The following is a 25,632-nucleotide window of genomic DNA, read 5'->3' on the forward strand; positions in this document are numbered from 1 at the left end:
GCACCACTGGAGAGTTCAAGATGATTAAATCGAGATTTCTGAAATTTGCCTTCGCCGCGGCGGTCGCCTCGGTGCTGGCCGGGCTACCTGCCGCGCGGGCCGACGAGCAGTTTTTTCCCCTGCAAAGCTACCGGGTCGGCCCCTATGCGGCCGGCGGCACCGGCTTCTTCGGCGGGTTCATCGACTATCTCAACCTGATCAACACCCGCGACGGCGGCGTCAACGGCGTCAAGCTGACCTGGGACGAGGGCGAGACCCAGTACGAAGTCGAGCGTGGCGTCGAGGTCTATGAGCGGCTGAAGGGGCGGCCCGGAGTTGCCGCGTGGAACCCGCTGTCGGTCGGCATCGCCTATGCCATGATCGACCGCATCACCAAGGACAAGGTGCCGCTCATCACCATCAATCACGGCCGCACCGATTCGACCGACGGTCGTGTGTTTCCCTACGTCTTCCCATTGCTGCTCAATCCCTACAGCGAGACCTCGGGCATCGTGAACTACATCGCGAGCCGCGAGGGCGGGGTCGACAAGCTGAAGGGCAAGAAGCTCGTCGTGCTCTACCACGGCTCGCCCTACGGCAAGGAGACCATCCCGATCTACAAGTTGCTGGCCGACAAGTATCAGTTCAGCCTGGAGCAGATCGAGGTCCCGCACCCCGGCAACGAGCAGCAATCGCAATGGTTGTCGATCCGCCGGGCGAAGCCCGATTACGTGGTGCTGCGCGGCTGGGGCGTGATGAATCCGGTGGGGCTGAAGACCGCGCAGAAGGTCGGGTTCCCCGCCGACCACATCATCGGCAACGTCTGGTCCAATTCCGAGGAAGACGTGATTCCGGCCGGCGACGCCGCCAAGGGTTATATCGCGATCACGACGCAGGCATCCGGCGAGCAATATCCGGTGCTGCAGGAGGTGATCAAGACGGTCTACGGCGCCGGCAAGGGCAATCTCGACGACAAGAAGCGAATCGGCAGCGTCTACCACAATCTGGGAATCGTGAACGGCATCCTCAACGTCGAGGCGATCAGGATCGCGCAGAAGAAGTTCGGCCAGCGCACCCTGACCGGTGACGAAGTGCGCTGGGGCTTCGAGCACCTTCAGCTCGATCCGGCGCGGGTCGAAGCGCTCGGCGCCAAGGATCTGTTCCACTCGATCAACGTCACCTGGGACAATCACGAAGGCGACGGCCGGGTCACCTTCCAGCAGTGGGATGGCAGCAAATGGAAAGTCGTCTCGGGCTGGATCGCGCCGGACTGGGCCTTCCTTCGCCCGATCATCGAGAAGTCGGCCGCCGCCTATGCCAAGGAGCACGGCATCAAGGTGCGAACCTCCGGCGACGACGCGGTCAGCAACTGACGCCGCGACAGGCCGCGGGAGCTATCCGGCTCCCGCGTCCTGCAACGCCATGGATCAACATATGAGTGAAATCCTGCTTTCGGTCGAGGCACTCGCCGCCACCTACAACCACGCGATCGCGGCGGTCAGCGACGCCTCGCTCGCGGTGCGTCGCGGCGAGATCGTCGCCGTGCTCGGCGCCAATGGAGCCGGCAAGTCGACCACGTTGCAGGCCATTTCGGCGCTGCTCTCGGCGCGTCGCGGCCAGATCACCGCCGGGCGGATCATCTTTGACGGCCGCGACGTCGCGGGCACGTCGGCGGCGACGCTGGTTCGCGCCGGCCTCGTGCCGGTGCTCGAGGGGCGGCACTGCTTTGCCTCGCTGACGGTGGAGGAAAACCTCATCACCGGCGCCATGGGGCGTGATGCGCGGCGGACCGAGATCGCCGCAGACCTCGAGCGCTTCTATCAGCTCTTTCCGCGCCTGAAGCAGCATCGCCGCGCGCTCGCCGGTCTGACCTCCGGCGGCGAGCAGCAGATGACGGCGATCGGTCGGGCCCTGATGTCGCGCCCTCGGCTCCTGGTGCTGGATGAACCATCGATGGGGCTCGCGCCGCTGGTCGTCGAAGGGATCTTTCGCGCGCTCAAGCAGCTCAACAGCGAGCAGGGGCTGTCGATCCTGGTCGCCGAGCAGAATTCGACCGTGGCGCTGCGCTTTTCCGACCACGCGGTGGTGCTCGAGAACGGGCGCAGCGTGCTGGCAGGGAGCGCAGCCGAGCTGCGGCAGCGTGCCGACATCAAGACCCATTATCTCGGCGGATCGTCGCAGGGCGATCTCAGCCGGAAGCAGCCGACGCAGGCTGTCGCATGATTGCAACCCGGAGAGACTGACCATGGCCAACGACAATCTCGCACGCAAGATCGACGACGACGTTTATGCCAGGCTCGATGCCGCCATCGACGCGACGGTGAAAGTGAATGCCGACCGCAACGATCGCGAGAGCCGCTTCCCGCGCGAGAATCTTCGCGCGCTGGCGGAGGCCGGCTGGACCGGCGTGCTGAACGAGACCCAGTTCGGCGGGCTCGGCCTCGGCCATCTGGATTTCGCCGAAGCGGCCTACCGGATCGGACAGGCCGATGCGTCCACCGGGCTCATCTATGTCATGCATGTCGGTGCGGCGCAGACCATCAACCTGTTCGGCAACGCCGACCAGAAGGAGCGCTGGCTGAAGGCGAATAATGGCAGCCTGCTTGGCACCTATTCGACTAGCGAACGCGCCACCGGCGGGCACTGGTGGTACAATCTGTCCGAAGCCTCGCGCGACGGCGACGACTATCGCGTCAACGCCGAGAAGTCGTTCACCACGAGCTCGGGCCAGGCCGATTATTACGTGGTGCAGACGCGCACGCCCGGCGCCAAGGACCAGGCCGATATCATCTTCTTCATCGTCGACGGCAAGGCGGAGGGGATCGAGTCCCGGCCCTGGGATGCGCTCGGCGTGCGGGCCAACCATTCCGGGGCGATCCGCTACAGCAACGTGCATGTGCCGCAGCGCGACCGGCTCGGCGCCGAAGGGCAGGGCAAGGAAATCATCTATGACGGCGTGTCGCCGGTCTATCTGATCGGGCTCGGCGCGGTCTGGGAAGGCGTCGCGCGCGGCGCGTTGAGCGCCGCGATCGCCCACACCACGAGTTTCGTGCACAAGGACAGGAACAAGAGCCTGTCGGACTATCAGGCCATCCGTCAGGAACTCGGCGCGGCCAAGGTGCTGGTCGAGACGCTGCGGCCGTGGCGCAACGAGCTCGCGGGCAAGCTCGACGCGCTCTGGCGCGCCGGCAAGCCGCAAAGCGAAATCCTGATCCCGCTGACCGAGTTCAAGGTGCACGCTGCCGAAGTCGCCAACAAGGTCGCGGCGACGGCGCTGACGGTGACCGGCGGCTATGGCTATCATCGCGGCCCGATCGAGCGCGCCTATCGCGACGCGCGCGCGGCGATCGCGATGGGCCCGTCCAATGTCATCGCACGCGACTGGATCGGAAAGGCAGTGGTCGGTCTGCCGCTGGAGCTCTTCTACGAGGGGGGAGAGTAAGTCGAATAGGGGGACATCCCCAACCTTGGCGCACATGAGATGTCTCTCTTGTGGAATAGCTCTCCATTGCCGGTGGCGATGCTAGAGCGACCGGGACGTGTGCTGTCGGGAGGTCAACGGTCTCGATCAGACCAGCGGCGTCCATGTCCACAGCAAGACTCCCGCCGTCTTCTCAGGGCGCCTTAAACGGAGCCTTATCTGTCGAATGGCAGCTAGGGCGCGTCCGAGATCAAGAGCGATCCTGTTGGCGATAATTGGATCCGCCATTTTGCTTTGATATCGAGGTCGATAAGGATATTCATCATCGCCTGCCTTCCCGAACTCGCTATTGAGGGCCTCCCGAGAGAGGGGCAGATAATGTAATGGCGCCATCGGGACATCCAGGATTCGAACAAAGGACCGGCGGGCGCCGGCGCTAGCGCTACGACTGTACGGTCCCGAGTCGGTCTGGCAGGAGGTCGGCCAGCGGCTCCTCAACGATGCCTGCGCTCGGCTGACCGGCCGTCAGGAAGATGAGGTCGATCCCGACGAGCCTGATCCGGATGATTTCCCGGCCGGTCCGAAGTGGCCGTGATCGCGCTACATTCGTGCTCAAGATTTTAATGGTTCGGCCTGCAAGACGCGGGCGGCGCGAAAAATCAGCCGAGAGCGTGCAGTCGGGCGTGGCAGCCGCGACGCCAGAGACGTCGGCGGGTCCGCAGGATATCCGAAATGCGCCTGCTGCGGCGAGACAGGAGATCCGTTTCCAAATCCACCGCGATCGAGGCCAATCGGTACGCTCCCCCGACCATCCGCGTGACTTCCTCGTCCCCGATCGGACGATCGTACCAATCGGCGATCCGAGCGTTACCGACGAACGTGCCGGTCTCGACGTCGACACAGGTGACGGTGCCCAGGCCCGCCGGATCTTCCGGTCCTGAGACGATTACGTGGCAATCCCGATAAGGCAGTTTCCGCCTGCAGATGCTTGAGGGGGCCGAGGACACGTCGCACTTCCATTATTGGCGCCGGCCAGGCACGTCGCCTGCGGCAAAGTTTCTTCGTGCGCGGGAGAAGCTCTCGCGTGTGCTTCGAGGATTGGCCGGCGGCGGTGAACGAGTGCCGCGAACGATCGCTACAATTTGAAACGTTCCGGCGAAGGGCGGGGCCGGTTCATTTAATGGGAAAGAATCCGTTGCCTTCGAGACCTCGGCTCTGGCGATTTCCCAAGGATTCGTTGAGGAAGACTCGAACGAGCATTCCGTCAGGATCGCAGGCGTCGTTCCAGCTTAAGCTTCTGGAGGGCAGAACGAGTCACCAGCGGCATGGATACGGCGCCGATGTGAGAACTATGGGCTTATGGCGTTGGTGAGGCAGGTGATGCGTCCCCGGGGCTGAAGAGTGGGATCGTAGAGGTGGTCGAGAAGCATCAAGACCTTGCGTTATGTTCAACCGGAAGGTTCTTCTATCGGAACTGGTCGACTGCCATCTATGATACCGGGTTGCATTTCGTTTTGGTCTAGTTGAGCTGGAGGAAATGACCGCCGCAGATTCCTTGCGGTTTGGCCTTGCGCATCGTCGGCGACATCCGGCAGTTTGCAGGATCAGGGCGAACTACGAGGGCCGCTTCCTCGAAAAGCGAGGTTTCCTGATACGGACCGCAAGAGGGAACGGCTTGGCGTTCGCCAACAGCGCCGCTGCCGCTGAATTGGACGCGCGTCCCGCGGCCAGACGCGCGATCGACGAACGGGCCCGTCAGGCGCAATCTCGAATTCAAGCGAACGAGGATTACAAGTCTGTTGAGTAGAAATCTGACTCTCAGAGAGTACGTCGGCGTGTCCCGTTGTCAGACCGCGAGCGTTAGTTACCAGTGACCGAAGCGCAAAATGGTACGGTGAAGCAGATATCGGTCTTATGGTGATCGAAAACGAGGCTTTCGATCTCGTTCGACGACAGGATTCTCTCGGATCGGCCTACCAGCCCGATCGCGACGTAGTGCGGCCAAAGTGCCAGATACCCGATGATCAACTGATCATCGGCATATGAGCATGCTGTTCGACGGCATCACCATCATGTTGGCAATGATCATCGACTTACCGATCATCGGCATCGTCGAGTGTCGGCAGTGACCAGCAGCAGCACGAGCAGAAGAGTTGGCTCTCCCCCGCCCGATACAGTCGGGCCGCAGAAATGCGTGGTCGGTGCGGCAATCGTTACATTAGCTTTCAATCTTGATGGATTGAATTTGGCAATCGACAATTTCACTCATTGATATTGCTGGTCGCCATAAGGCTGGTGCAGGGAGCAGCAACGGCATGGTCGACAACGACGTCGCCTCGGTCAGGCTGCTCGGCGTCGAGGCGGGGCGGCTCTCGGATTTGTCGACGGTCGAGCAGATCATTCGAGGTTCGGCCATCGCCGGAACCGCTCTCGAACGAGCTCCCTGACTTCAGGGCGTCGTTGTCGCGGGTGTTTGGGCCCGGAGAACCGCTGCGTGGTGCCGTTCAACTCGTTCAGCGAGTTCAACAAGGCCGAAGGCGGCGACATCTGGTTCGCGCTGGACGAGACACGGCCGCTCGCCTGCTTCGCCGGCATCTGGACCAATTGGACGTCCGTCCGGAAAGTCAAGGAAGGCGAGACCACCAACGACCTCTACGCGTTCCTGACCAAGGCCAACGCCGAAGTCTTCGCCATCCACCCGAAGGCGATGCCGGTGATCCTGACGACGCCGGACGACGTCGAGACCTGGATGACTGCAACGGCGGACGAGGCGCTGAAGCTGCAGCGGCCCCTTCCGGACGGGACGCTCCGGATCGTGGCACGCGGCGTGAAGGAAGACCCCGGTGCTGAGGCGCAGCAGCCGCTCCCCTAAAGGTTGCGTGATGCTCCATGCAACAACTACAATCAAGTTCGGCGCCGCCCCGAGACCTGCCAGCCAGGGAGATCGAATTTGTTCTATCTCATCAAGCTGCCCGAAGAGACCTCGGGCTACGTCAACCTCTCGATCGCCTCCGACTGGCAAATCTGGATCCGTAACTGCCTTCCGGCGGGTCTCCATAACGAAGTGCAGCGACGACTGATCTCTAACCTCAAGCACGTTCTCGTCGCACTGGAGATGAAGGCCGCTTTAATCGTTCCCCACGCGCAGCAAGGAAAAATGCTGTTCGAGTCCTACTTCCACATGCTCAACTTCGAATTCTGCGTCGGTGTGTTCTCGGTATGCGAAGGTCTGGGCTCGGCTCATTGGCTGAGGGAGAACGGCAAAGACGGATCCGACGCCAGTAAGATCGGCATCGAAGATTGGCGATCATCACTGCAAAGAAAATTCGACGCAGAGGCGAAATTCGATCTCGACGCCAATGTCGGGACCGTGAAGAGCGTCAGAGACAAGCTTCACCAAGATCGCTTGGGAGCCCGGGAAAACATCGACTGGCATGCCTTTTCGTATAAGGAGGCATTCGTGCCGGCGGCCAGCGTGATGAAATGCCTGCTCAGCACGAATGTCGCCGATGTTCCGGGCGTAACGAATCTGAACGCCGAGTAGCGGAATCCAGCCCCTGTCGTGCGCGACCTTCTTCCCGCGCCCGGTGGCGTAATGATCAGCCACCCGTCCGGAGCACACCCGTCTCACCACAGACATCGCAAGTGCAGGAGCTGCGGGCCTCGGCGAGGTCGATCGCCCCCTCGACGCGGGCGCTCGCTTCCGGAGAGAGACGGCCGCTCCAATAGATGCGGATCGAGCCGTATTTCTCTCTGATCTGCGTGAACTTAAAGGTCCCGCCCTCGGCTTACCTGCTGGCCGAAAACTTTCGCGGCACTCCGCCGTCCCCTGCCGTCGCTATGCTGAGTAGGTCTGGAGAGGACGATCCGCTGCGGAGCTTCGCCCACGAAATCGGCGCCGAACTCGCAGTCTTTGGAGACCTGGCTCTTCTAGAGCAAGCCTATCGTTTTGCCGTCGCTGAGCCGGGCGCTATCGGCAAAACTATCGCTGCTGTGCGCCTGATCGAACGCTTATCGCCACAACAATCGAGCGGTGAGAGCGCGAAGCAAGACTTGCTCATCCGCCTAACCACTCAAATCGAAAGTGCAACCTGCGAAGATGTGCTGGCTTTGCGCAATCTTGTATTGTCCGCCTACAGGAAGCCTGCATCCTTATGGGCGTCACTTAGCCAGTGGGTCGCGACCAGCTCCTTCCCGCCCGCCCAAGACAATGCCTTTAGATCTATGATCGCGGACACGACTGGAACCGATGCCACCCAGGAGTGGCGGGCCGCGGTAGCTAGTGGCCTGACCGTAGCCGCAGCAGACAAAAGCAATTCTCTCGCAAGAGGCTTGTGGAGATGGATTGAGAGCACCCCCGAGATGATCAAGGCGCTCTGGCCAGTTATCGGAAAGGTGGCCGGAATGGAGGAGCGCCTGGTTGGATCGGCACCGCCTAGGCTGCAGCCTAAAGTGGCGCAGCCTATTGTGGACTTCGCATCGAAAGAGCCTCTTTATAGCTTGCACGCTGTGCTCGTATCTGCATTTTGCAATCCGGTCGAGGCCGCCCGACTTCAGCTCAAGGTCGCACCGCCAGCCACGATCGACAGTATCCGGCTGGCACTAAGGAACGCTTCACCTCGCGAAGTAGTCGCCAGCGCGACAGAGATAGCGGACCCGCGTCTAATTGTGTTGGCCGGAGAGGCTGTTTCAACTACGCCGGGTCTCCTGGTCGATTTTGATCTGACTACGGGTTTCCAACCTAGCGAGCTCTTCGCTGGTGTTGAGGCGGGCGATGAGGCTTCAGCGTTCCGTTTTGACAAAACCTTGGTATAGGTTTGACAGCCCATCCTATATTATCCACTCACCTTTGTAGAGTTGAGCATCCATCAGATCGCTTCTACTTTCGACATCGAAGCCGGATCATTCGAACGAGCGATCGAAGCGAAGCCTTGAGCTGGCTTGATTCCTTGCTGGAAGTCGTTGCGTTCCATCAAGGTCTGAGGACGAAACTACATGGAAACAGGTGAGCCCAATTCCACGTCTCGAGGCGGCCCGCAGGCTGCTTAGGCGCAAAAAAGACATGGATGCTTAACTTGGGAAGTGCTCCCGCAATTCGAGGCCGCGGTCAGTGGTGAGAAGGGTAGGGCCGATGTTCATCCAAGCAACCACGATGTAAGAAGCGCAGGACTGAGCTCCCTGCTTGGGAGCGTGTGCCTTTGGATCAGGCGTTTCCAGTTCCCAAATTTTACGCGCATTAGCCGCGGGCAGCGCGACCTGCTCGCGAATTTGCGTTACCTTGAATGCGAGTCGAGATGGCATTTACCGAACTTTTCATCAAACGCCCGGTGTTGTCTGTCGTCCTCAGTCTCCTGATCCTGCTGATCGGACTTCGTGCGGCCACCGTTCTGCCGATCCGGCAGTATCCCAAGCTGTCCAATACGGTCGTCAATATCACGACTTCCTATCCTGGCGCCTCCGCCGACATGATCCAGGGGTTCATCACCGCTCCGCTGGAGCAGGCCGTCGCTTCCGCCGAGGGCGTCGACTACATCACTTCCTCATCGGTACTCGGTACGTCGACGATCCAAGTCTACATAAAGCTGAATTTCGATCCCAACGAGGCACTCACCGAGGTGCTTTCTAAGGTCAACTCAATCAAATATTTAATCCCGAAGGAATCAAACGATCCAGTCGTCACTAAGGCAACGGGTCAGGCCACCGCTGTCATGTATATCGCTTTCTCCAGCGAGGAACTGACGGCCAGCGCGATTTCTGACTATCTCTCGCGCGTCGTGCAACCGGTTATGACAACCGTTGACGGCGTCGCCGCGGCAGACATCCTGGGCGGCCAAAGTTTTGCGATGCGGCTATGGCTCGATACGGCGAAAATGGCAGGGCGCGGCGTCTCGCCGGCTGATGTTTCGGCTGCAATCGCCGCCAATAACTTCCAGGCGGCGGCCGGCCAGACCAAGGGATATTTCACTATCTCCGACGTCACGGCAAATACCGACCTACGGAGTGTAGATGACTTCAAGCGCATGATCGTTAAAGCCAATAATGGTGGCTTTGTGCGCATTGAGGACATTGCGACCGTCGAGCTTGCCGCACAGACGACAGACGTCAGCGCAGTCATGAACGGCGAGCACGCGGTCGTCATCGGCGTGCAGGCGGGTCCACAAGGCAATCCGCTGAAGATAGTGCGAGGTGTTCGCGCGCTGTTTCCAGAAATGGAGCGTAACCTGCCGCCATCGCTCAAGATGAAAGTGGCCTACGATTCAACGAAATTCATCCAATCGTCGATCGATGAAGTGGAGAAAACGCTCATCGAGGCCATCGTGATCGTGGTGGTCGTGATCTTCCTGTTCCTGGCCTCGTTGCGATCGGTCGTCATTCCCGTCGTCACGATTCCGCTGTCGCTCGTTGGCGTCTGCAGCTTGATGCTGGCGCTGGGGTTCTCATTCAACCTCCTGACCCTGCTTGCGATGGTGCTCGCGATAGGTCTTGTGGTCGACGACGCGATCGTCGTGGTGGAGAACGTCCATCGTCATCTAGAGGAAGGGGCGCCGCCCCTGCAGGCCGCCACGAGGGGAGCGCGCGAGATCGTGGTCCCCGTTGTCTCCATGACGATTACGTTGGCGGCCGTATACGCTCCCATCGGCTTTCTCGGTGGCCTCACCGGTGCGCTGTTCCGCGAGTTCGCGTTCACACTGGCCGGGGCGGTGATCGTGTCTGGCGTGATCGCTTTGACGCTGTCGCCGATGATGTGCTCGGTCTTTCTAAAGAGCGCCGAGGAGGGGCGGTTTGCAAGATTCGCGAATCGCGTGTTCGCTGCCATCACATGCTGGTACGGCCGCAAGCTTGATCGCTCGCTCGACTATTGCCCAGTTACCTGGCTGTTTGCGCTGACCATGCTGGGGCTTGTCGGTTTTTTCTATGTGCATACCTCTAAGGAACTTGCACCCGAGGAGGATCAAGGTATCGTATTCGCACTAACGAAGGCGCCGAAATATGCCAATATCGACTATCTCGACTATTACGGTGCCAAGCTCGAAAAGGCATTCCGGAAGTTTTCCGAGACCGATTTGAGCTTCGTGCTCAACGGAAGTGGCGGCTCGCAATCAGGCATGGCCGGAATGTTGCTGAAGCCATGGGACGAGCGCAAGCGATCATCGATCGTGCTTAGGTCCCTTGTTCAAGCCGAGCTCTCGAAAATCGAAGGCATCAACGCATTTGCTTTTAGCTTACCGGCGCTTCCGGGGGGATCGGACGGCCTGCCCGTTCAGATGGTGATCAATTCGACGCTTGGGTTCCAATCCGTCTATGAGCAGATGTCGAAACTGAAGGACGCCGCGCGCAAAAGCGGTCTGTTCATGGTTAGCGACTCTGACCTCGAATTCAACCAGCCGGTGGTGCGAATCAAGGTCGATCGGTCCAAGGCCAACGATCTTGGCATCACCATGCAGAATATCGGCGACGCGCTCGCCACCCTACTTGGTGGGAACTACATCAATCGCTTCAATCTGCAGGGCCGCTCCTACCAGGTGATCCCACAGGTGCCGCGCGAGAAGCGCATGGCCCCGGAAGCGATTGGGAACTATTATGTAAAGACTGCGACGGGCTCGATGCTTCCCCTATCTACCGTCGTCTCGGTCGAGACTGCGACTGATCCGAACGCGCTCACCCACTACAACCAGCTCAACTGCGCGACCTTTCGGGCCGTGCCGATGCCTGGGGTCACGATCGGTCAAGCCGTGGACTTTTTGGAAGCAGAGGCAAAGAAGCTGCCGGCGGGTTTCGGTCACGACTTCCTTGCCGACGCGCGGCAATATGTGCACGAGGGTGACCAACTTGCCATCACCTTCGCATTTGCACTGATCGTCATATTCTTGGTGCTTGCGGCGCAGTTCGAAAGTCTGCGCGATCCCCTCATTATTATGATCAGTGTACCCATGGCAATTGTCGGCGCCTTGATACCACTATTCTTTGGCTGGGCGACGATGAACATCTACACTCAAGTCGGGCTGCTGACGCTGGTCGGTTTAATTTCCAAGCATGGGATCCTGATGGTTGAGTTCGCCAACGAGCTGCAGCTCAAGGAGAGACTTGACCGTCGCTCGGCGATAGAGATGGCGGCTCGCGTCCGACTTCGTCCAATCTTGATGACGACGGCGGCGATGGTCACAGGTGTGGTACCTTTGTTGGCGGCAACGGGAGCTGGCGCCGCGAGCCGCTTCTCGATTGGGCTGGTGCTCGTCGCGGGCATGTCTATCGGCACACTGTTCACGCTCTTCGTCCTGCCGGCGGTCTATGTCGCGATCGCCTCCGATCACCGTGTCGATGCGAGTGCCGGTCAGGCGAGGAAGGGCCCCAAGTTCGATCTCACCAGCGCTGCCGAGGCCCAGCCGGCCGAGCAATGACGCCAGGATCAGGCCGGATTGACTGATTACTGCTCTACGGTAGGACGTTTCTTGCCAAACGTGGTAACGCGCCCCGAAATTCGTGGCGGGCCCAAAGGACGGTCTCTCGCGGCGGCGCTCCTCTCGACCCATCGTTCGCCCGCGGCAAAGGACTGCCTCATACAGGGGAAGAAGATTATTTCAAGGTGTCAGCGTCGTGAACGGTGGAGCCTCAAGAGGGGCGTAACGCTCCGTTGCATCGAGATCTTCGCGCCAATGCTGCCGAGGTTGCTGCGCATCGGGCGCTCGAAGAACACGTCAACAATCCGCTGTTGCTTCGCCACGATGAATTGCCGCACGTTCACCGCAGCCACGCGCGGCGAGAATTAATGCGCTCTCGAGCGGAATACAGCCTTTTCATCATCCAAATTGATCTTGAAAGAGAATTTACTTTCTTTCGTCTGGCCTCGTTGAATTGCTAGCTGAAAGAGATGAACTCCGGTCTGATCCGCCTTAGGGTGGCTACCGCGCGTGCAATTCTGTGGGGTTGGAGAACTGGTTGTCCACACTTATACGGATGCTGACGCAGTTACGATTTCGATACGAAGACCATTGGTTGAGCAAACCGAGGCGCACGGCTGAATGATTTAGTTAGGCAGCGCGAAGTACAGCGCCGCTTTTTGTTGCACAACTGCAACCCATAACAGGGAGCAAATGTAAAAGCTCTGCACTTGACCACGGCCATCGCCATTATCAAGGCGGCCGGAGCTCGTAAGCGAGTGGTCAGAATCTTTCGCAATCTTGCGTCTGATTCCCTGGCGGGATTGGATGCCCCTCTGGCGTGAGAAAGTTAAGGAAATGCCTGGGTTTGATGCTTCTATCTGGTTCCTGGCCGCAACGACGTGTTTTGCGGCTTTCGTAAACGGAGCCATTGGCTACGGTTTTTCGTCGCTCACTGTGCCGCTTGCGCTGGTTTTCTACACCAATCGCATTCTCAATCCTGCCATTGTCATCGTCGAAGTCTTCGTCAACGTTTACGTGCTCCTCATCAATCTGAAGGGCGTACCGGCGATTTGGAGGCGCGTGTTTCCCATCTTGGTTGGACTCTTACCAGGCATCGCGCTTGGCGGCTATGCATTGGCTTCACTGCAGCCGGGCTGGATCAAATTCGCCACCTACACGATCATTTTACCTTTGATCTTGCTGCAAGCCGCCGGTTGGCGCCGCCCTATCGAAGCAAGCTGGCTGATCGGTTTGCCATTCGGATCGATGCTGGGCATCCTCTATTCGGTGACGACTATCTCCGGCCCGCCCTTGGCGATGCTGTTTAACAATCAGGGCCTGGTTAAAAACGAATTTCGCGCCAGCCTAGCCCTGGTGCGCGTGGTGGAATCGAGCGTGACCGCTTTCGTCTATTACAAACTCGGTCTGTTCATTTCCGAAAGCGGCAGTCTTCTGCATGTCTTAATACCCAGCGTTGTGCTCGGCATCCCGCTGGGATCCTACGTCATTCGCCGACTTGATCCGGAGATATTTCGACGCATCTGCATGAGCTTCGATGCTTGGATCGTGGGCTTCGGTTTGTCACGGGTTCTGATCGAGCTCAATCTAGTGCAGAGCGCATGGGCTTATAGCGTGATGGCCGCGACGATATTGATCGATCTTTGGTTGCTATACCCGTTCCTTACCGCGCGCCGTTCGAGCTGGTCAGAACGGCGACCTCGGCAAGCTGCGGGTATAAGCGCTTGAACGATGCCAGCGGGCGCCTATGTCAAAGGCACCCGTCCTGGACCTGGCCAAGCGATCGCAGAGCTAATTGAATTAATGTGCTCGCGGCGCCGCGCTGCCCTTTTTCGGTGTCGACCGGAACGACATGAACATCCAGCTGGTTGCTCCAAAGACAACCCAGCGCACGAGCCAGATATCCAATATCAGAGGAAAGCCCAGAACATTTGGAGGCTGATGTTCTCGCCGTTAGACTCGAAATGGTTGGTGATCTTCGTCAGTGCACACTAACCTTGAAAGACTGGATCACCCGAAATACGAAGACATTTGGCACGACGTAGAGAATCACCAGCCTGAAGCTGGGAATAAATGGAATCTCACAAGTCGTCCGTTAAGAAGGCGAATTGAGCGGGGCGGGACGGCCGAACGTGCGCCATAGCTGTAGCAGGATGAGGCACAAGAGTTCTCCGAGCCAGGCGAGGATGCGGCGGAGGTTGTGGCCGACGGCCGAGAGGATGACATTGGCGACATCGCCGGCGCGGCCTTTGAGGTAGCAGCGGCCGAGGTGACCATCGGTCTTCAGGTGTCCGATGCGAAAGTCTGAAAATCGACCCTGCGGTTCGCCGTGCTCGACGGCTTTCGGTATTCGGGAATGACTTTGGCAGGGCTATTTCTGGCAGCGCACATTTCCATACTGGTCACGGCGAGGCAACGGAACGCGGACAGGCGCTACAATCGACGATCCCGCACCTTATGGGCCATCCCATATTGCTGCCTCAGCACCACAACAGCTTCCATGAAATTGGAACTCGGACGGCGGGGCTTTGCATCCGGAGAGCATCCTTCGTCAGCCAACCGTCAGCCAGGCGGCCTATCCAGGGACGCTGCGCATTGTTGACCGTATGGGAGATGGAACATGACGGGCATTGGCCGACCTGGCGAACCGCACGTTGGGGCTGCAGGAGCCGACAGCACGTCGGGATCGAGCAATGCGCATTCGGAGCCAAATTTTGTCCCTGCGGAAGGCCACCGAGTTTTCAACTCCGTCTTGGAGCGGATGTGCTTAGCGCCTGAAGATAGAATGGCGATGCTCGCGAGCGTGCGCTCACGTTCGGGTGTGGCTGTCCCCATTTCCTCAAGCGGTGAGGGGATCAACGCAGCGAAACAAAATATGGACGGCCTGCTTGAGGAACTTGATGCTTGCCACAGTGCTGCGATGGGCGCTCAGAGCTCGTCTGAGGCGCAAGAGCTGATCGATCAGGTTGTCAAAGCAGGCGCAGCAGTTCTGGACTACTACGCGAGCCTGTCTCCAGATGTGGCGCGCAGCATTCTGTCCGAAGATCAGGCTCGCCGAGTTCGTGACCGGACTCTGGATGCGGGGAACGAATGCAATGCGCTGGCCGCACCGACCATCTACGCCTTGGAGCAGCGTAGGGAGAATGCGGGAAAGATACTCGAGCGGATGCGCCAATCCAATGCTCCGTCCGACCAACTGATCCGAGTGGCTTCCAGTGCGGCGAAACACTATTTGGGCTGCACGGAGTGGTGGGAAAAGAAGGCACTGCGCTCTGAACGGATGCAGTCCGTCTGCGCAGCCACTGCCAACTTGCCAAGTGCAACGGCCGAAATGAGACAGGCCGAACAGGCGACACTACGGTTGCATACCGGCTGGGCACTGAATACGCGGTGCGTGCATCTGCAATCGCAAGTCCTTCTCGCGCGGGTCATGATTGAGTCGCACGCGAGCACGCTCGACCCGGCCGTCAGGCAAATTCTCTTGGGTGAGAACGGTAGGGCACGTCTACTCGGAACCTTCATGGGCGATGTTGTTCCGGCATTCCTCTCAACGGGCGACGCTGTTCTGCACAGCAAAGGACAAGCTCTCGACGCAGAGCACTGCGCCGTTCTGGAAGGGGTCTTGGAGCGGCTATCGGAATTTGCGTCGGCGTTGCCTAACATGGTTGCGGAGCTAAGGAATAAGGAAGCAAGTCCCGAGCTTCCGTTGGATCTGTTGGATCAGATCGTGGAAGGATCGTGGGTCACCGCCCATGAGGTCATGCGCCTGCTAGCAGTGCAGCCGAAGACACCAGCCATCATTGCACCGCCAACAGGGGCTGGCCTTGCGTTACCGGCCGACGCTGCCGGCAACGACCCGGCGGCCGAAGGCAGTCCAGCGCGCAGGAAAGGGAAGGGCAAACGCAGGCAGGCCGGAGGTGCGGGGAGTTCGGCAGCCGGGCAGCCCGAGCCGCAGCTCGCTAGGCCCGACGCCGACACGACGCGAACCACCAAGGTTATTGTGCTCTCGGATCTGGGCACGAAGAAACTCGCGAGCGCGGAGGAGGCGCATACGAGGTCATCCTCGGCGAGGGAACACTTGGCGATATGGCAGGCTGCGCCATCGAAGGAGACACTGACGCGCCTGCTCGCGCGATTGGACGAACTCTCGCAATTCGATCTGCCTAGTGAGCAAAGAGCCATTTCGCAAGCGCGCCACATGAAGCCCGAAGATGCCGAGCACGTCGTGGACACCGTGGTTGAGCGGCTGCACAGCCAATCCGCGGAGATTGAGGCCTGTGTAGCCGCGCTGGACGAACATCGGCAACGCGTCCTACTCACGCCTATGCAAGTACCCGAAGTGCAAAAAAAAATAGTCCGCCTCAAGGCGATGTGGTCGGAGGTTAAGGGGCAGGCACGTACTTCGAAGGCGCAAAAGGCTTCGATCGAGATCGATTGCATGAAGACCTATGCGTTTCCCTCGCAGAAATACCTCGAACGGTTGCAGGCGGCCGAGGAGCTGGCTCCCTTGGAGCCACCGCGGGCGTTGAAGGGCGAGCCAGGAAAGCTGTTCGAGATCAAGCTGCAGCCTGCGCCACTGGACAATGGTACGGTGCCAAATCCGATGTGGGTGCACATCCATACGAAGCGGCCGGCCTATGCGTGGCAGTTAACGACATTGGATGACGCCGAGTTCGCCGCTTGCCACGTGAAATCCAACGAACAGCGCGGCTACAATCGCCTCTGGCAGAACGCTCGAGCCGCAGCGGGTCACGAAGACGTCGTGATCCATCGCGGCAAGCTCACGCCTGCGTTCTGCAAGTCCCTGTTAGGTTCCGCTTTTAGTGGCTATCCAGGGTCTCCTTTTGCCGGAATGGAGCGCGGGGCGCGCAGGTGACTCGATACGAGACTAGTTAAACGACTCGATAGAGTGCCGCTTGTGGTACGGCATCGGTCTTCTTCGCATCCGGATCCAGTGGCCGAATGAACCGCACCTTGGGCGCTCCAACTCCCGAGTTAATAAGCCGGATTGAGCTGTGTTGGAGTGGCGAGCGTTCGCTATCGCAACTCCAGGAAGAGGCCCAAGAGTTCTTGAGCCAGGCGAGGATGCGGCGGAAGTTGTGGCCGACGGCTGAGAGGACGACGCTGGCGGTGTCGCCGGCGCGGCCTTTGAGGTAGCAGCGGCCGAGGTCGCCTTCGGCCTTCATGTGCCCGATGATGGGCTCGATGGCAGAGCGACGGCGCAGCTCGCGCTTGATGACGCCGAAGACGCCGCGCTTCTGGCCGGAGATGAAGACGCGACGGTGATTTTGGGCATCGTGGCCGCGGTACCCCTTGTCGACATAGGCCCGCTCGATCGGACAGCCGGTGAGTGCGCTCGATGACTTCCCGCAGGGGGTGCCCATCATACGGATTGTCGGGCATTGCGCTCGCGTGCAGCACGAACAGGCCGCCCGGAGCGCGGCGATTGTTGGTGACGACGGAGGCCTTCACGCCGAACTCGGTGCGGCGGCCTTGGCTTTGCCGATTCACTCCACCTCCGGAGCATGGAAGTCGATGTTGCGACGGATGTCGCGAATGATCCGGCCGAGCCTGCTACGCAGGATGCGCAACTGTCGCTGATGCCGCCTGAACTGTTTGGCGTGAGCGTAGCGGGAAGCCATCACCGCGGCGGCCTTGGCCACGCGAGCAGAACCAGCTCGTGCTTCATGTTGATGATCTGGTTCAGCCGCGCCCGGAACAGATCGTTCGATCCCGTCGTCTTGTGCTTCTTCGGCCGCATCGTCCCCTCCGATGCACCACAGAATTATGGTTCGCAAAAAAGGGAAATCCACAAAGCGAAATCGCAAGGTTTGGCGGTCTTGTACTCCAAATCCTTGCAATCCCAAACGCCCCCTCAGCCGAAAAACAGACTCCCGCTCAATCGCTTAAACTCTTGTTCACGAACGACCCACAAGTATTGGACCGGTCCCCGGCGGCTTCATCGGCGGAGAGGTCTCTTTCGTCATCAGCGGGGACTTAATTGCGTCCCAGCTTGTCCGAGAGATCCCGCGCGCACGCTAAGCCTGCTCAGCTTCTACCACCGTCGCATTCGGCGCAATCTCTCTCAGATAACGAGATGGCAATTCGCTGAGATCATTGGGCTGACGGAAGCGCTTGCGCGGAAGCCAGACGCGCGGCCCGAGGCGTCGCGCACGCCGCACGAATGAAGGGGGTTTTGGCCTCCGCGACAGTGCCGAATAGAGCTGGTGTGTTGATCTGGAAGCCGCTCTGGTGTTGCGCGTTGTATCGATCTTGCAACGCAGTGTCGTTGCTTATGATGAGAGCTTCCGGATTGGCTGAAAAGTGATGTGATAAAAACTGACGATCGTGTTCGAGGTGAGTCAGTGCATGGAAGAACGCGCTGAGCTTTGTATGTTTTCCGACAAGGGTCCTTGAGCTTCGCGCTCCGTCGGGTACCAGCAAAGACGATTGTCACTCGTCGGGCTAGTTTATCCCAGAAAGATTGCGCGACAGGCCGGATGGTGATCGACAATTACTCCCATTTGACGTTCGCGCGCCAGGACTTGGGCCCGTTTTGCGACGGCATAGCTCTTGCAGAGATGAAGATTGTCAACTTGAGGCCGTCATCATCGAGCTTCGGGCCGCTTGCAGGCGTTGCGCACGGGATGAGGAGCGCTGCGCTCGCGAGCCGTTCTCTCAGGAGTGCCCGTGATACCATCTGCTAATTGGTCTGCGGGCCTGCTCGGGACGCGGCTCGCATTTTTTGTGGCCGGCTTCGGCCTCGCGGCCTGGGCGCCTTTGGTGCCGCTCGCAAAGGAGCGGCTCGGGGTGGATAACCGCGTGCTCGGTCTTCTGCTACTCTGTCTCGGAGCGGGGTCCGTCATCGCTATGCTTTTGACCAGTGTGTCGAATGCGCGCTACGGCAGCAAGCCCATCATCATCGCGGGTGGGCTTGGCATCTCGCTCATCCTGCCGTGCCTTGCAGTTGCCGGCACACCTCTCGGCCTCGGTGCCATGCTGTTTGCTTTCGGTGTTTCACTTGGTTCGATCGACGTAGCCATGAATATTCATGCGATCGAATTGGAGCGCGCCACTGGACGTCCATTGATGTCCGGCTTCCACGCCCAGTACAGCATTGGCGAATTCACCGGCTCTGCCGCGGTGACCTCGTTCCTTTCGCTGCAGCGTGGCCCGCTTATTTCGACGTTGGTCTGTTCGGCCTTAATGATGATCGCGATTATGTCAGCTTGGCCGCGGCTGCTCGCCATGAGTGTGAGACCGCAGGAACCGTTGTTTGTCTTGCCCAATCGCAGTGTGTTGCTGGTAGCCGTACTCGCGGCTATCACCTTTCTCGTCGAAGGTGCAATGCTTGATTGGAGCGCTTTGCTTCTCGTTGGGCAAGGCCTCCTCGCAGAGGCGCACGGGGGCGTTGGTTGTATGCTCTTCTCAATTGCGATGGCCGCAGGCCGTCTCAGCGGAGATACCATGGTAGCTCGGCTCGGCGACCGTAACACATTGATGCTCGGGACCGTGCCAATCTTGACCGGCTTCTTGGCCGTGGTGGCCGCGCCGATTGCGTTGATTGCCATGGCGGGGTTCGTGCTTATTGGATTGGGTGTTTCAAATGTTGTGCCCGTACTGTGTCGACGCGCCGGCAAACAGAGAGTGATGCCCGTAGGCGTTGCGATTGCAGTCATCACCACAGCGGGGTATGCGGGTATACTGGTCGGTCCCGCCAGCATCGGGCTCGTCGCACACATGGTCGGCTTGCCGTTGGCGTTCGCGATGTTAGGCGTGCTCATGTGCATCGCGACCCTGTCGGCGCGGATGGTGATGGCAGAGTCTCTCTAAGCATCGGCTCAGAGGGAATAGCGACGCGCGTCGAGCTAATGACCCGTCTCAAGGCGGCGTTCGCGCCGACCGTCGATAGCTCGCAACTTGATGGCTGTGGCCGCGGCTTTGACACACCGGATCACTCGGCGTTGGGCGTCCCACCGAGCGTTGTTGTTAACGAAGTGATGTTGACTGCGCGGCGAGGTTGATTATCTGCGTGAGCGGTTAGCCCGGCTATGTTGGGACATTCACCGCCGGGTATTCTGGGATCGGCCCTGCGCCCGCTTGTCGGGACACGCGGCGACTTTGGCCGTCCATCTGCTGTCGGCGAGATACGCGCGATACGCCAACTGAATGCCCTCCTGCAGTGAGGTCTGGGCGCGCCAGCCGAGCCTGCCCAGTCGGCCGACGTCGAGCAGCTTGCGCGGCGTGCCGTCCGGGCGCGACGTGTCGAAGCTGATCTCGCCGCGAAAGCCGATGGCGGCCGCGACCAACAGGGCGAACTCGGCGATGGTGATGTCCTCGCCGGTGCCGATATTGACCAGTTCGGGCGATGAATAGGTCTTCATCAGATGGATGCAGGCGTCGGCGAGATCGTCGACATAGAGGAATTCGCGGCGCGGCGTGCCGGTGCCCCACACCGCGACGTTGCCGGCGCCCGAAACCTTGGCCTCGTGGAAGCGGCGGATCAGCGCGGCGACGACGTGGCTGTATTCGGGGTGATAATTGTCGCCGGGGCCGTAGAGATTGGTCGGCATCACGCTGATGAAATCGGCGCCGTACTGGCTGCGATAGGCCTCGGCCATCTTGATGCCGGCGATCTTGGCGATGGCATAGGGCTCGTTGGTTGGCTCGAGCGGGCCGGTCAACATCGAATCCTCGCGCAGCGGCTGTGGCGCCAGGCGCGGATAGATGCAGGACGAGCCGAAGAACATCAGCTTCTCGCAGCCATTGGCGTGCGCCGCCTGGATCACGTTGCTCGAGATCGCCAGATTGTCGTAGAGGAATTCCGCCCGCAGCGTGTTGTTGGCGACGATGCCACCGACCTTGGCGGCGGCGAGGAACACGGCCTGCGGCCGCTTCGCGGCAAACCAGGCGTTGACCGCGGCTTGGTCGCGCAAATCGACCTCGCTGCGCGACACCGTCAGGAGATCGGCCTCCTCGCGCGCCAGCCGGCGCATCAGCGCCGAGCCGACCATGCCGCGATGGCCGGCAACGAAGACCGTCTTGTCCTTCAGCTCAAACGCCGTGCTTGCCATTGGCCGCGTCCTGCCTGGCCTCGACGAGATCGCTGGCGACCATTTCCTTCACCAGCTGCGCGAACGGCGTCTTCGGCGCCCAGCCGAGCTTGGCGCGCGCCTTGCTGGCGTCGCCGATCAGAAGATCGACCTCGGTCGGGCGGAAATAGGTCGGATCGATCTGCACCAGGGTGCTGCCTGACGCCTTGTCGACACCGACCTCCTCGACGCCCTTGCCGCGCCAGTCGATGCTACGGCCGACTTCTGCGAACGCCAGCTCGACGAATTCGCGGACCGAGCGCGTCTCGCCGGTCGCCAGCACGAAGTCGCCGGGCGCATCCGCCTGCAGGATCTTGTACATGCCCTCGACATAGTCGCGGGCGTGGCCCCAGTCGCGCTTGGCATCGAGATTGCCGAGATAAAGCTTGTTCTCCAGGCCGACCTCGATGCGGGCAACGGCGCGGGTGATCTTGCGCGTCACGAAGGTCTCGCCGCGGATCGGGCTCTCATGATTGAACAGGATGCCGTTGCTGGCGAACATGCCGTAGGCCTCACGGTAGTTCACCGTGATCCAGTAGCCGTACAGCTTGGCGACGCCATAGGGCGAGCGCGGATAAAACGGCGTGGTCTCCTTTTGCGGCACCTCCTGCACGAGCCCGTAGAGCTCCGAGGTCGAGGCCTGATAGAACCGCGTCTCCTTTTCCATGCCGAGGATGCGGATCGCTTCCAGCAAGCGCAGCACGCCGATGGCGTCGGCGTTGGCGGTGTATTCCGGGCTCTCGAAGCTAACCTGGACGTGGCTCTGGGCGGCGAGGTTATAGATCTCGGTCGGCCGGATCTGCTGCATCAAGCGGATCAGATTGGTCGAATCGGTCATGTCGCCGTAGTGCATCAGGAACGGCACATTGCCGGCATGCGGGTCCTGATAGAGATGATCGACGCGCGCGGTGTTGAGCGAGGACGAGCGACGCTTGACCCCGTGCACGGTATAGCCGAGGCCGAGCAGATATTCGGCGAGATACGCGCCGTCCTGCCCGGTGATGCCGGTAATCAGCGCAACGCGCCGCTTCGAATCCTGAGCCGTCATCGTCTCTCTTAGCTGCGCTGGAAAGAAAGCGTCCCTTCGAATCGTCCTTTGCGAAACGGGCTTCTCGAGAAATCCGCCGGCGCACTTCACCCGCAATCAGAGGAAGCCGATAGTTAGATCTAGTCATACACATCGTGCAGGAATGCACACTATATACATTGATTTATATTGTGCTGGAGGGGGAATACCCATCGAGCTTCAAAATGAAAACCAACGAACCATCGCAGATGGCAAACCCCGTTATGTGCATACGTCAATGAGAGAGGCCGAAAGTCCGTGTTCTCTATCGTTTCATTGGGTGCGTGCGTTCGCTCAGTGTGGCCATGGCGCAAGAGGGTGACTTGCTGAAGCCGCGGTAGTCGATGTTCGTCTGAACTCTGGCACGTAAGCCAGAGCACGACGAAGCCTGCGCATCAACAACATTAGCCCTACAAAATGCTCCGATCCTTCTTCTGAACGGACCCCATAGTCTGGGCGGCAGGATCGTCGACGATGATCATCGCTCTTCTGCTGACGGCCCGCTCTCGTAAGCGGCGGATGGTTGACGCGAGCACGAAATGTGAGAATGCAGCAAACGTTGGTATAGTTCTTCGAACAAGTTCGATATCGAAAGCTTACGTTCGTACAATGGAGCTTCGGTGGCAATCAATTAGTCTCATCCCGACCAACATAGCTGGAAACCGTCAGAGGCTGATGAGCCTATTACACCAGCGCGACAAACCCTAGAACAGTTGCGTGAATGCGAGAGCAGGACGTTGTAAGGTGACGCCACACTACTTGCACGACGTATCCTTTCGGCGGCCTCGTGCGGCAGTGACGCCATCGTCGCTATCCAGCGAAAGTCAGTTTTTGTCGAAAGCGAATTTCATGACCAGATTTCCTGTCGGGGACGTCGGGCTCTTTGAACTTGGGCGGCATTAATCGATATGTGTGGAATTGTCGGCATCTTGGGGCGTGGTCCGGTCGTCGGGCAGTTGGTCGCTTCGCTCAAGCGATTGGAATATCGTGGCTACGACTCCGCAGGCCTTGCGACGCTCGAAGGGCTACGTATCGAGCTCCGGCGGGCTGAAGGTAAGCTGAGAAACCTTGAGGAGCGGCTGCGCTATTGTCCGCCAGAGGGTCATACCGGTATCGGTCATGTCCGCTGGGCGACTCATGGGAAACCGACCGAGAGCAATGCTCATCCGCATGCGACGGAAAATGTCGCGGTCGTTCATAACGGGATCATTGAGAACTTCCGCGAGTTGCGAGCCGAGCTGGAGCGGGATGGGGCCAACTTCTACTCAGAGACGGACACCGAGGTGGTGGCGCATCTCGTCGAATCTTATCTCAAGAATGGCTACTCGCCACAGGATGCAGTACAAGCGTCGCTGCCGCGGCTGCGCGGAGCCTTCGCGCTTGCATTCCTCTTCAAGGCTAACGACGACCTTTTGATCGGTGCGCGCAAGGGATCGCCCCTCGCGATCGGACATGGCAACGGCGAAGTATATCTAGGATCGGACGCGATCGCGCTCGCGCCGTTGACCGACACCATTACCTATCTTGAAGACGGCGACTGGGCCGTGCTTACCCGCGCGATTTGCGTGATCTATAGCGCAGACGGCTCCGTCGTGCAGCGGGAGACATCAAAGCCTGGCGTATCGTCACTCCTTGTGGATAAAGAGAATTATCGCCATTTCATGGCCAAGGAAATCCAGGAGCAGCCGAGAGTGGCCTGCAAAACACTGGCGCACTATCTTGATACGGCAGGCGAGCGCGTAGCCCTGCCGCTCACATTGCCGTTCGATTTTAACTCCATTCAGCGCATCTCAATTACCGCGTGCGGAACGGCAAGCTACGCCGGTCACATCGCCAAATACTGGTTCGAGCGGTTAGCTCGCTTGCCTGTCGAGATCGATGTAGCCTCCGAGTTCCGCTACAGGGAGGCGCCTTTGCGTCAGGGCGATCTCGCGATCGTCATCTCACAGTCCGGCGAAACCGCTGACACACTAGCTGCGTTGCGATACGCCAAGAGCCAGGGCCTGCACACAATATCTGTGGTCAATGTCCCTACGTCGACGATTGCGCGCGAGAGCGAATCCGTGCTGCCGACGTTGGCGGGGCCAGAAATCGGCGTCGCTTCTACGAAGGCATTCATCTGCCAGCTGATGGTATTAGCGGTGCTTGCCGTCGCAGCAGGAAAGGAGCGCGGCAAGCTGTCAGAGATCCATGAATCGAAGTTCGTGCGCGAGCTCATCGAAGTGCCGCGGTTGATTGCTGCGGCGCTGTTGACCGAGCCGCAGATCGAAAAGCTCGCGGGTGATATCGCCAACTCAAGGGACGTGCTCTATCTCGGCCGTGGCACGTCGGCCCCCCTGGCGTTGGAAGGCGCACTCAAGTTGAAGGAAATTTCCTATATCCACTCAGAAGGTTATGCCGCCGGCGAGCTCAAGCACGGACCTATCGCCTTGATCGATGAGGCCGTGCCAGTGGTGATGATTGCGCCTTACGACGAACTCTTTGAGAAGACCGTATCGAATATGCAAGAAGTCGCAGCTCGGGGCGGCAAGATCATCCTGATCACCGATGCGAGAGGCGCTTTGGAAGCGACGCTGGACACACTCATGACCATTGTGCTGCCGGAGATGGTCGCAAACTTTACACCGATGGTCTATGCTATTCCGCTTCAGCTCTTGGCTTACCATGCCGCCCTCGTAAGAGGCGCCGACGTAGATCAACCGCGTAATCTCGCCAAATCGGTGACTGTCGAATGAAGCCGCAGTGTTAATGTCGGAGCCTCTCGCCTCGGCATGGGGGTGTTGGATTTGCGTTCCGTTGCGTTGGTTGTGGATGACGGAGCGGACAAGTCCTTGATCTAGTTGCATCCGAAGTTGCTCGTAGTTTCTGCCCGGTTGCGCGCTCAGGCAATGCTGTCGCCGTCGCCCCAGGCTCCGCTGATCGGCCGGACAGGTGGGCTTCGAAGGAGAACGATCCCGGCATCAACGGGTCAATCATGATCAGCTGGACGAGCAGCTTCAGTTTTGCTTGGATCGTAACCCTAACTAACACGATGGGAGTGAGGCCTACCCTCCTACAGGGCGAAATCAGCCCGAAGCCGGTTCAGGACGGATGCTCCTCCTCCTCGCACCTTGCCGAAGGCGACGAGCAGACCAGCGTAGAGAGCTTCGGGCTGCTCCGCCGCGGCTAGCTCATTGGCAGCGCGCAGGCGCGGCAACTTACATTTTTCCAAATGCCAGCATGCGCGCCATGTCGGCCAAGTTGAGCAAGCGCTTCGACCCGTCGGGATTGCCTAGGATTAACGGTCTAGTTTTTCCGTTGAATCCTGCGTAGCAGCTGCCCATTCGATTCGACTTGGGTCCCACGCGCCATTGTGCAGCCCTCCCACCTGCCACGCGTCATCAAAGGATTGTCTGAAACCGGACATTGCCGCGCAGCGTATTGAAGGGCTCGAATCAGGTGCGGGCGGCTAGTCGCGACGAAAGGAGCGGCGTTCCGGCTATATCTGCGGCCGGCGAGTACCGGCCATTATCTGCCCCGGGGACAGCCGATCGGTTCGTATACCAGGATCGACCCAGCGATGCGGCGGCGCGGGATTAGCTCGACTGGAAAATCCGGTTGGTGGACCAGGATCGCAACGGCCGCTTATCGCAGAGCCGCAGATCGGATCGACCAGAACGTCCTCATTCTCGGCAT

At 59.6% G+C, this 25,632-nt stretch carries 15 protein-coding genes and 3 pseudogenes; 13 read left to right on the forward strand and 5 right to left on the reverse strand.

Annotation, left to right across the window (positions count from 1 at the left end):
- Positions 1 to 20: 20 nt before the first annotated feature.
- The 10 genes and pseudogenes from ACVI1L_RS22210 (at position 21) to ACVI1L_RS22255 (ending at position 13,527) form a co-directional block, all read left to right on the forward strand.
- Positions 21 to 1,352: an ABC transporter substrate-binding protein gene (locus tag ACVI1L_RS22210; RefSeq protein WP_456783802.1), complete on the forward strand. Its 1,332-nt coding sequence runs from the start codon at positions 21 to 23 to the stop codon at positions 1,350 to 1,352.
- Between the two features lie 61 nt (positions 1,353 to 1,413).
- Positions 1,414 to 2,202: an ABC transporter ATP-binding protein gene (locus ACVI1L_RS22215; protein WP_456783803.1), complete on the forward strand. Its 789-nt coding sequence runs from the start codon at positions 1,414 to 1,416 to the stop codon at positions 2,200 to 2,202.
- A 22-nt stretch (positions 2,203 to 2,224) separates the two neighbouring features.
- Entirely contained in the window at positions 2,225 to 3,421 is a 1,197-nt protein-coding gene (locus ACVI1L_RS22220) for an acyl-CoA dehydrogenase family protein (RefSeq protein WP_456783804.1), read from the forward strand.
- Between the two features lie 2,294 nt (positions 3,422 to 5,715).
- Positions 5,716 to 5,847, forward strand: a complete 132-nt coding sequence (locus tag ACVI1L_RS22225; RefSeq protein WP_256527907.1) for a hypothetical protein — start codon at positions 5,716 to 5,718, stop codon at positions 5,845 to 5,847.
- Positions 5,823 to 6,272, forward strand: a pseudogene (locus ACVI1L_RS22230) (SOS response-associated peptidase family protein); the annotation flags it as partial. The gene ACVI1L_RS22225 and the pseudogene ACVI1L_RS22230, both read left to right, overlap by 25 nt.
- A 78-nt stretch (positions 6,273 to 6,350) precedes the next feature.
- The gene (locus tag ACVI1L_RS22235) at positions 6,351 to 6,944 is read left to right on the forward strand and encodes a hypothetical protein (protein ID WP_456783805.1); all 594 of its coding nucleotides are present in this window, start codon (positions 6,351 to 6,353) and stop codon (positions 6,942 to 6,944) included.
- A gap of 185 nt (positions 6,945 to 7,129) precedes the next feature.
- Complete coding sequence (locus ACVI1L_RS22240; protein WP_253640883.1) at positions 7,130 to 8,215, forward strand: hypothetical protein; 1,086 nt, start codon at positions 7,130 to 7,132, stop codon at positions 8,213 to 8,215.
- A 479-nt stretch (positions 8,216 to 8,694) separates the two neighbouring features.
- Positions 8,695 to 11,799 carry an efflux RND transporter permease subunit gene (locus tag ACVI1L_RS22245; protein WP_253640882.1) on the forward strand — a complete coding sequence of 1,035 codons (3,105 nt, stop codon included), beginning with the start codon at positions 8,695 to 8,697 and terminating at the stop codon, positions 11,797 to 11,799.
- A 233-nt stretch (positions 11,800 to 12,032) separates the two neighbouring features.
- Positions 12,033 to 12,260 carry a hypothetical protein gene (locus ACVI1L_RS22250; protein WP_253640881.1) on the forward strand — a complete coding sequence of 76 codons (228 nt, stop codon included), beginning with the start codon at positions 12,033 to 12,035 and terminating at the stop codon, positions 12,258 to 12,260.
- A gap of 346 nt (positions 12,261 to 12,606) precedes the next feature.
- Positions 12,607 to 13,527 carry a sulfite exporter TauE/SafE family protein gene (locus ACVI1L_RS22255; protein WP_456783806.1) on the forward strand — a complete coding sequence of 307 codons (921 nt, stop codon included), beginning with the start codon at positions 12,607 to 12,609 and terminating at the stop codon, positions 13,525 to 13,527.
- Positions 13,528 to 13,894: 367 nt separating this feature from the next.
- On the opposite strand, the pseudogene ACVI1L_RS22260 reads toward ACVI1L_RS22255, so the two are convergent.
- Positions 13,895 to 14,095: pseudogene (locus ACVI1L_RS22260) on the reverse strand (IS5/IS1182 family transposase); the annotation flags it as partial.
- Between the two features lie 324 nt (positions 14,096 to 14,419).
- Between ACVI1L_RS22260 and ACVI1L_RS22265 the strand changes: the two are divergent.
- Positions 14,420 to 16,675 carry a hypothetical protein gene (locus ACVI1L_RS22265; protein WP_456783807.1) on the forward strand — a complete coding sequence of 752 codons (2,256 nt, stop codon included), beginning with the start codon at positions 14,420 to 14,422 and terminating at the stop codon, positions 16,673 to 16,675.
- A 161-nt stretch (positions 16,676 to 16,836) separates the two neighbouring features.
- Here the strand turns inward: ACVI1L_RS22265 and ACVI1L_RS22270 are convergent.
- Both ACVI1L_RS22270 and ACVI1L_RS22275 read right to left on the reverse strand, forming a co-directional pair.
- Positions 16,837 to 17,330, reverse strand: a pseudogene (locus ACVI1L_RS22270) (IS5/IS1182 family transposase); the annotation flags it as partial.
- The gene (locus ACVI1L_RS22275) at positions 17,307 to 17,462 is read right to left on the reverse strand and encodes a hypothetical protein (RefSeq protein WP_375162676.1); all 156 of its coding nucleotides are present in this window, start codon (positions 17,460 to 17,462) and stop codon (positions 17,307 to 17,309) included. The gene ACVI1L_RS22275 and the pseudogene ACVI1L_RS22270, both read right to left, overlap by 24 nt.
- A 1,030-nt stretch (positions 17,463 to 18,492) precedes the next feature.
- On the opposite strand from ACVI1L_RS22275, the gene ACVI1L_RS22280 reads away from it, so the two are divergent.
- Complete coding sequence (locus ACVI1L_RS22280) at positions 18,493 to 19,632, forward strand: MFS transporter (protein WP_456785584.1); 1,140 nt, start codon at positions 18,493 to 18,495, stop codon at positions 19,630 to 19,632.
- Between the two features lie 230 nt (positions 19,633 to 19,862).
- Here ACVI1L_RS22280 and fcl read toward each other — a convergent pair whose 3' ends face one another.
- Both fcl and gmd read right to left on the reverse strand, forming a co-directional pair.
- Positions 19,863 to 20,873, reverse strand: a complete 1,011-nt coding sequence (gene fcl, locus ACVI1L_RS22285; RefSeq protein ID WP_456783808.1) for a GDP-L-fucose synthase — start codon at positions 20,871 to 20,873, stop codon at positions 19,863 to 19,865.
- Complete coding sequence (gene gmd, locus ACVI1L_RS22290) at positions 20,854 to 21,939, reverse strand: GDP-mannose 4,6-dehydratase (RefSeq protein ID WP_456783809.1); 1,086 nt, start codon at positions 21,937 to 21,939, stop codon at positions 20,854 to 20,856. The genes fcl and gmd overlap by 20 nt, the downstream gene beginning before the upstream one ends.
- A gap of 926 nt (positions 21,940 to 22,865) precedes the next feature.
- Between gmd and glmS the strand changes: the two genes are divergently transcribed.
- Positions 22,866 to 24,692, forward strand: coding sequence for a glutamine--fructose-6-phosphate transaminase (isomerizing) (gene glmS / locus ACVI1L_RS22295; RefSeq protein ID WP_253640877.1), 1,827 nt, complete (start codon positions 22,866 to 22,868; stop codon positions 24,690 to 24,692).
- The last annotated feature ends 940 nt before the right edge of the window (positions 24,693 to 25,632 follow it).

It is taken from the genome of Bradyrhizobium sp. USDA 4516 (assembly GCF_054055915.1).

What these genes read in the sequence shown, in the direction of transcription:
- ACVI1L_RS22215 (WP_456783803.1), top strand. Translation starts at nt 1,414, where the DNA reads ATGAGTGAAATCCTGCTTTCGGTCGAGGCACTCGCCGCCACCTACAAC.
- glmS (WP_253640877.1), top strand. Translation starts at nt 22,866, where the DNA reads ATGTGTGGAATTGTCGGCATCTTGGGGCGTGGTCCGGTCGTCGGGCAG.
- fcl (WP_456783808.1), bottom strand. Translation starts at nt 20,873, where the DNA reads ATGGCAAGCACGGCGTTTGAGCTGAAGGACAAGACGGTCTTCGTTGCC.
- ACVI1L_RS22265 (WP_456783807.1), top strand. Translation starts at nt 14,420, where the DNA reads ATGACGGGCATTGGCCGACCTGGCGAACCGCACGTTGGGGCTGCAGGA.
- ACVI1L_RS22220 (WP_456783804.1), top strand. Translation starts at nt 2,225, where the DNA reads ATGGCCAACGACAATCTCGCACGCAAGATCGACGACGACGTTTATGCC.
- gmd (WP_456783809.1), bottom strand. Translation starts at nt 21,939, where the DNA reads ATGACGGCTCAGGATTCGAAGCGGCGCGTTGCGCTGATTACCGGCATC.
- ACVI1L_RS22245 (WP_253640882.1), top strand. Translation starts at nt 8,695, where the DNA reads ATGGCATTTACCGAACTTTTCATCAAACGCCCGGTGTTGTCTGTCGTC.
- ACVI1L_RS22240 (WP_253640883.1), top strand. Translation starts at nt 7,130, where the DNA reads ATGCGGATCGAGCCGTATTTCTCTCTGATCTGCGTGAACTTAAAGGTC.
- ACVI1L_RS22225 (WP_256527907.1), top strand. Translation starts at nt 5,716, where the DNA reads ATGGTCGACAACGACGTCGCCTCGGTCAGGCTGCTCGGCGTCGAGGCG.
- ACVI1L_RS22255 (WP_456783806.1), top strand. Translation starts at nt 12,607, where the DNA reads ATGCCCCTCTGGCGTGAGAAAGTTAAGGAAATGCCTGGGTTTGATGCT.
- ACVI1L_RS22210 (WP_456783802.1), top strand. Translation starts at nt 21, where the DNA reads ATGATTAAATCGAGATTTCTGAAATTTGCCTTCGCCGCGGCGGTCGCC.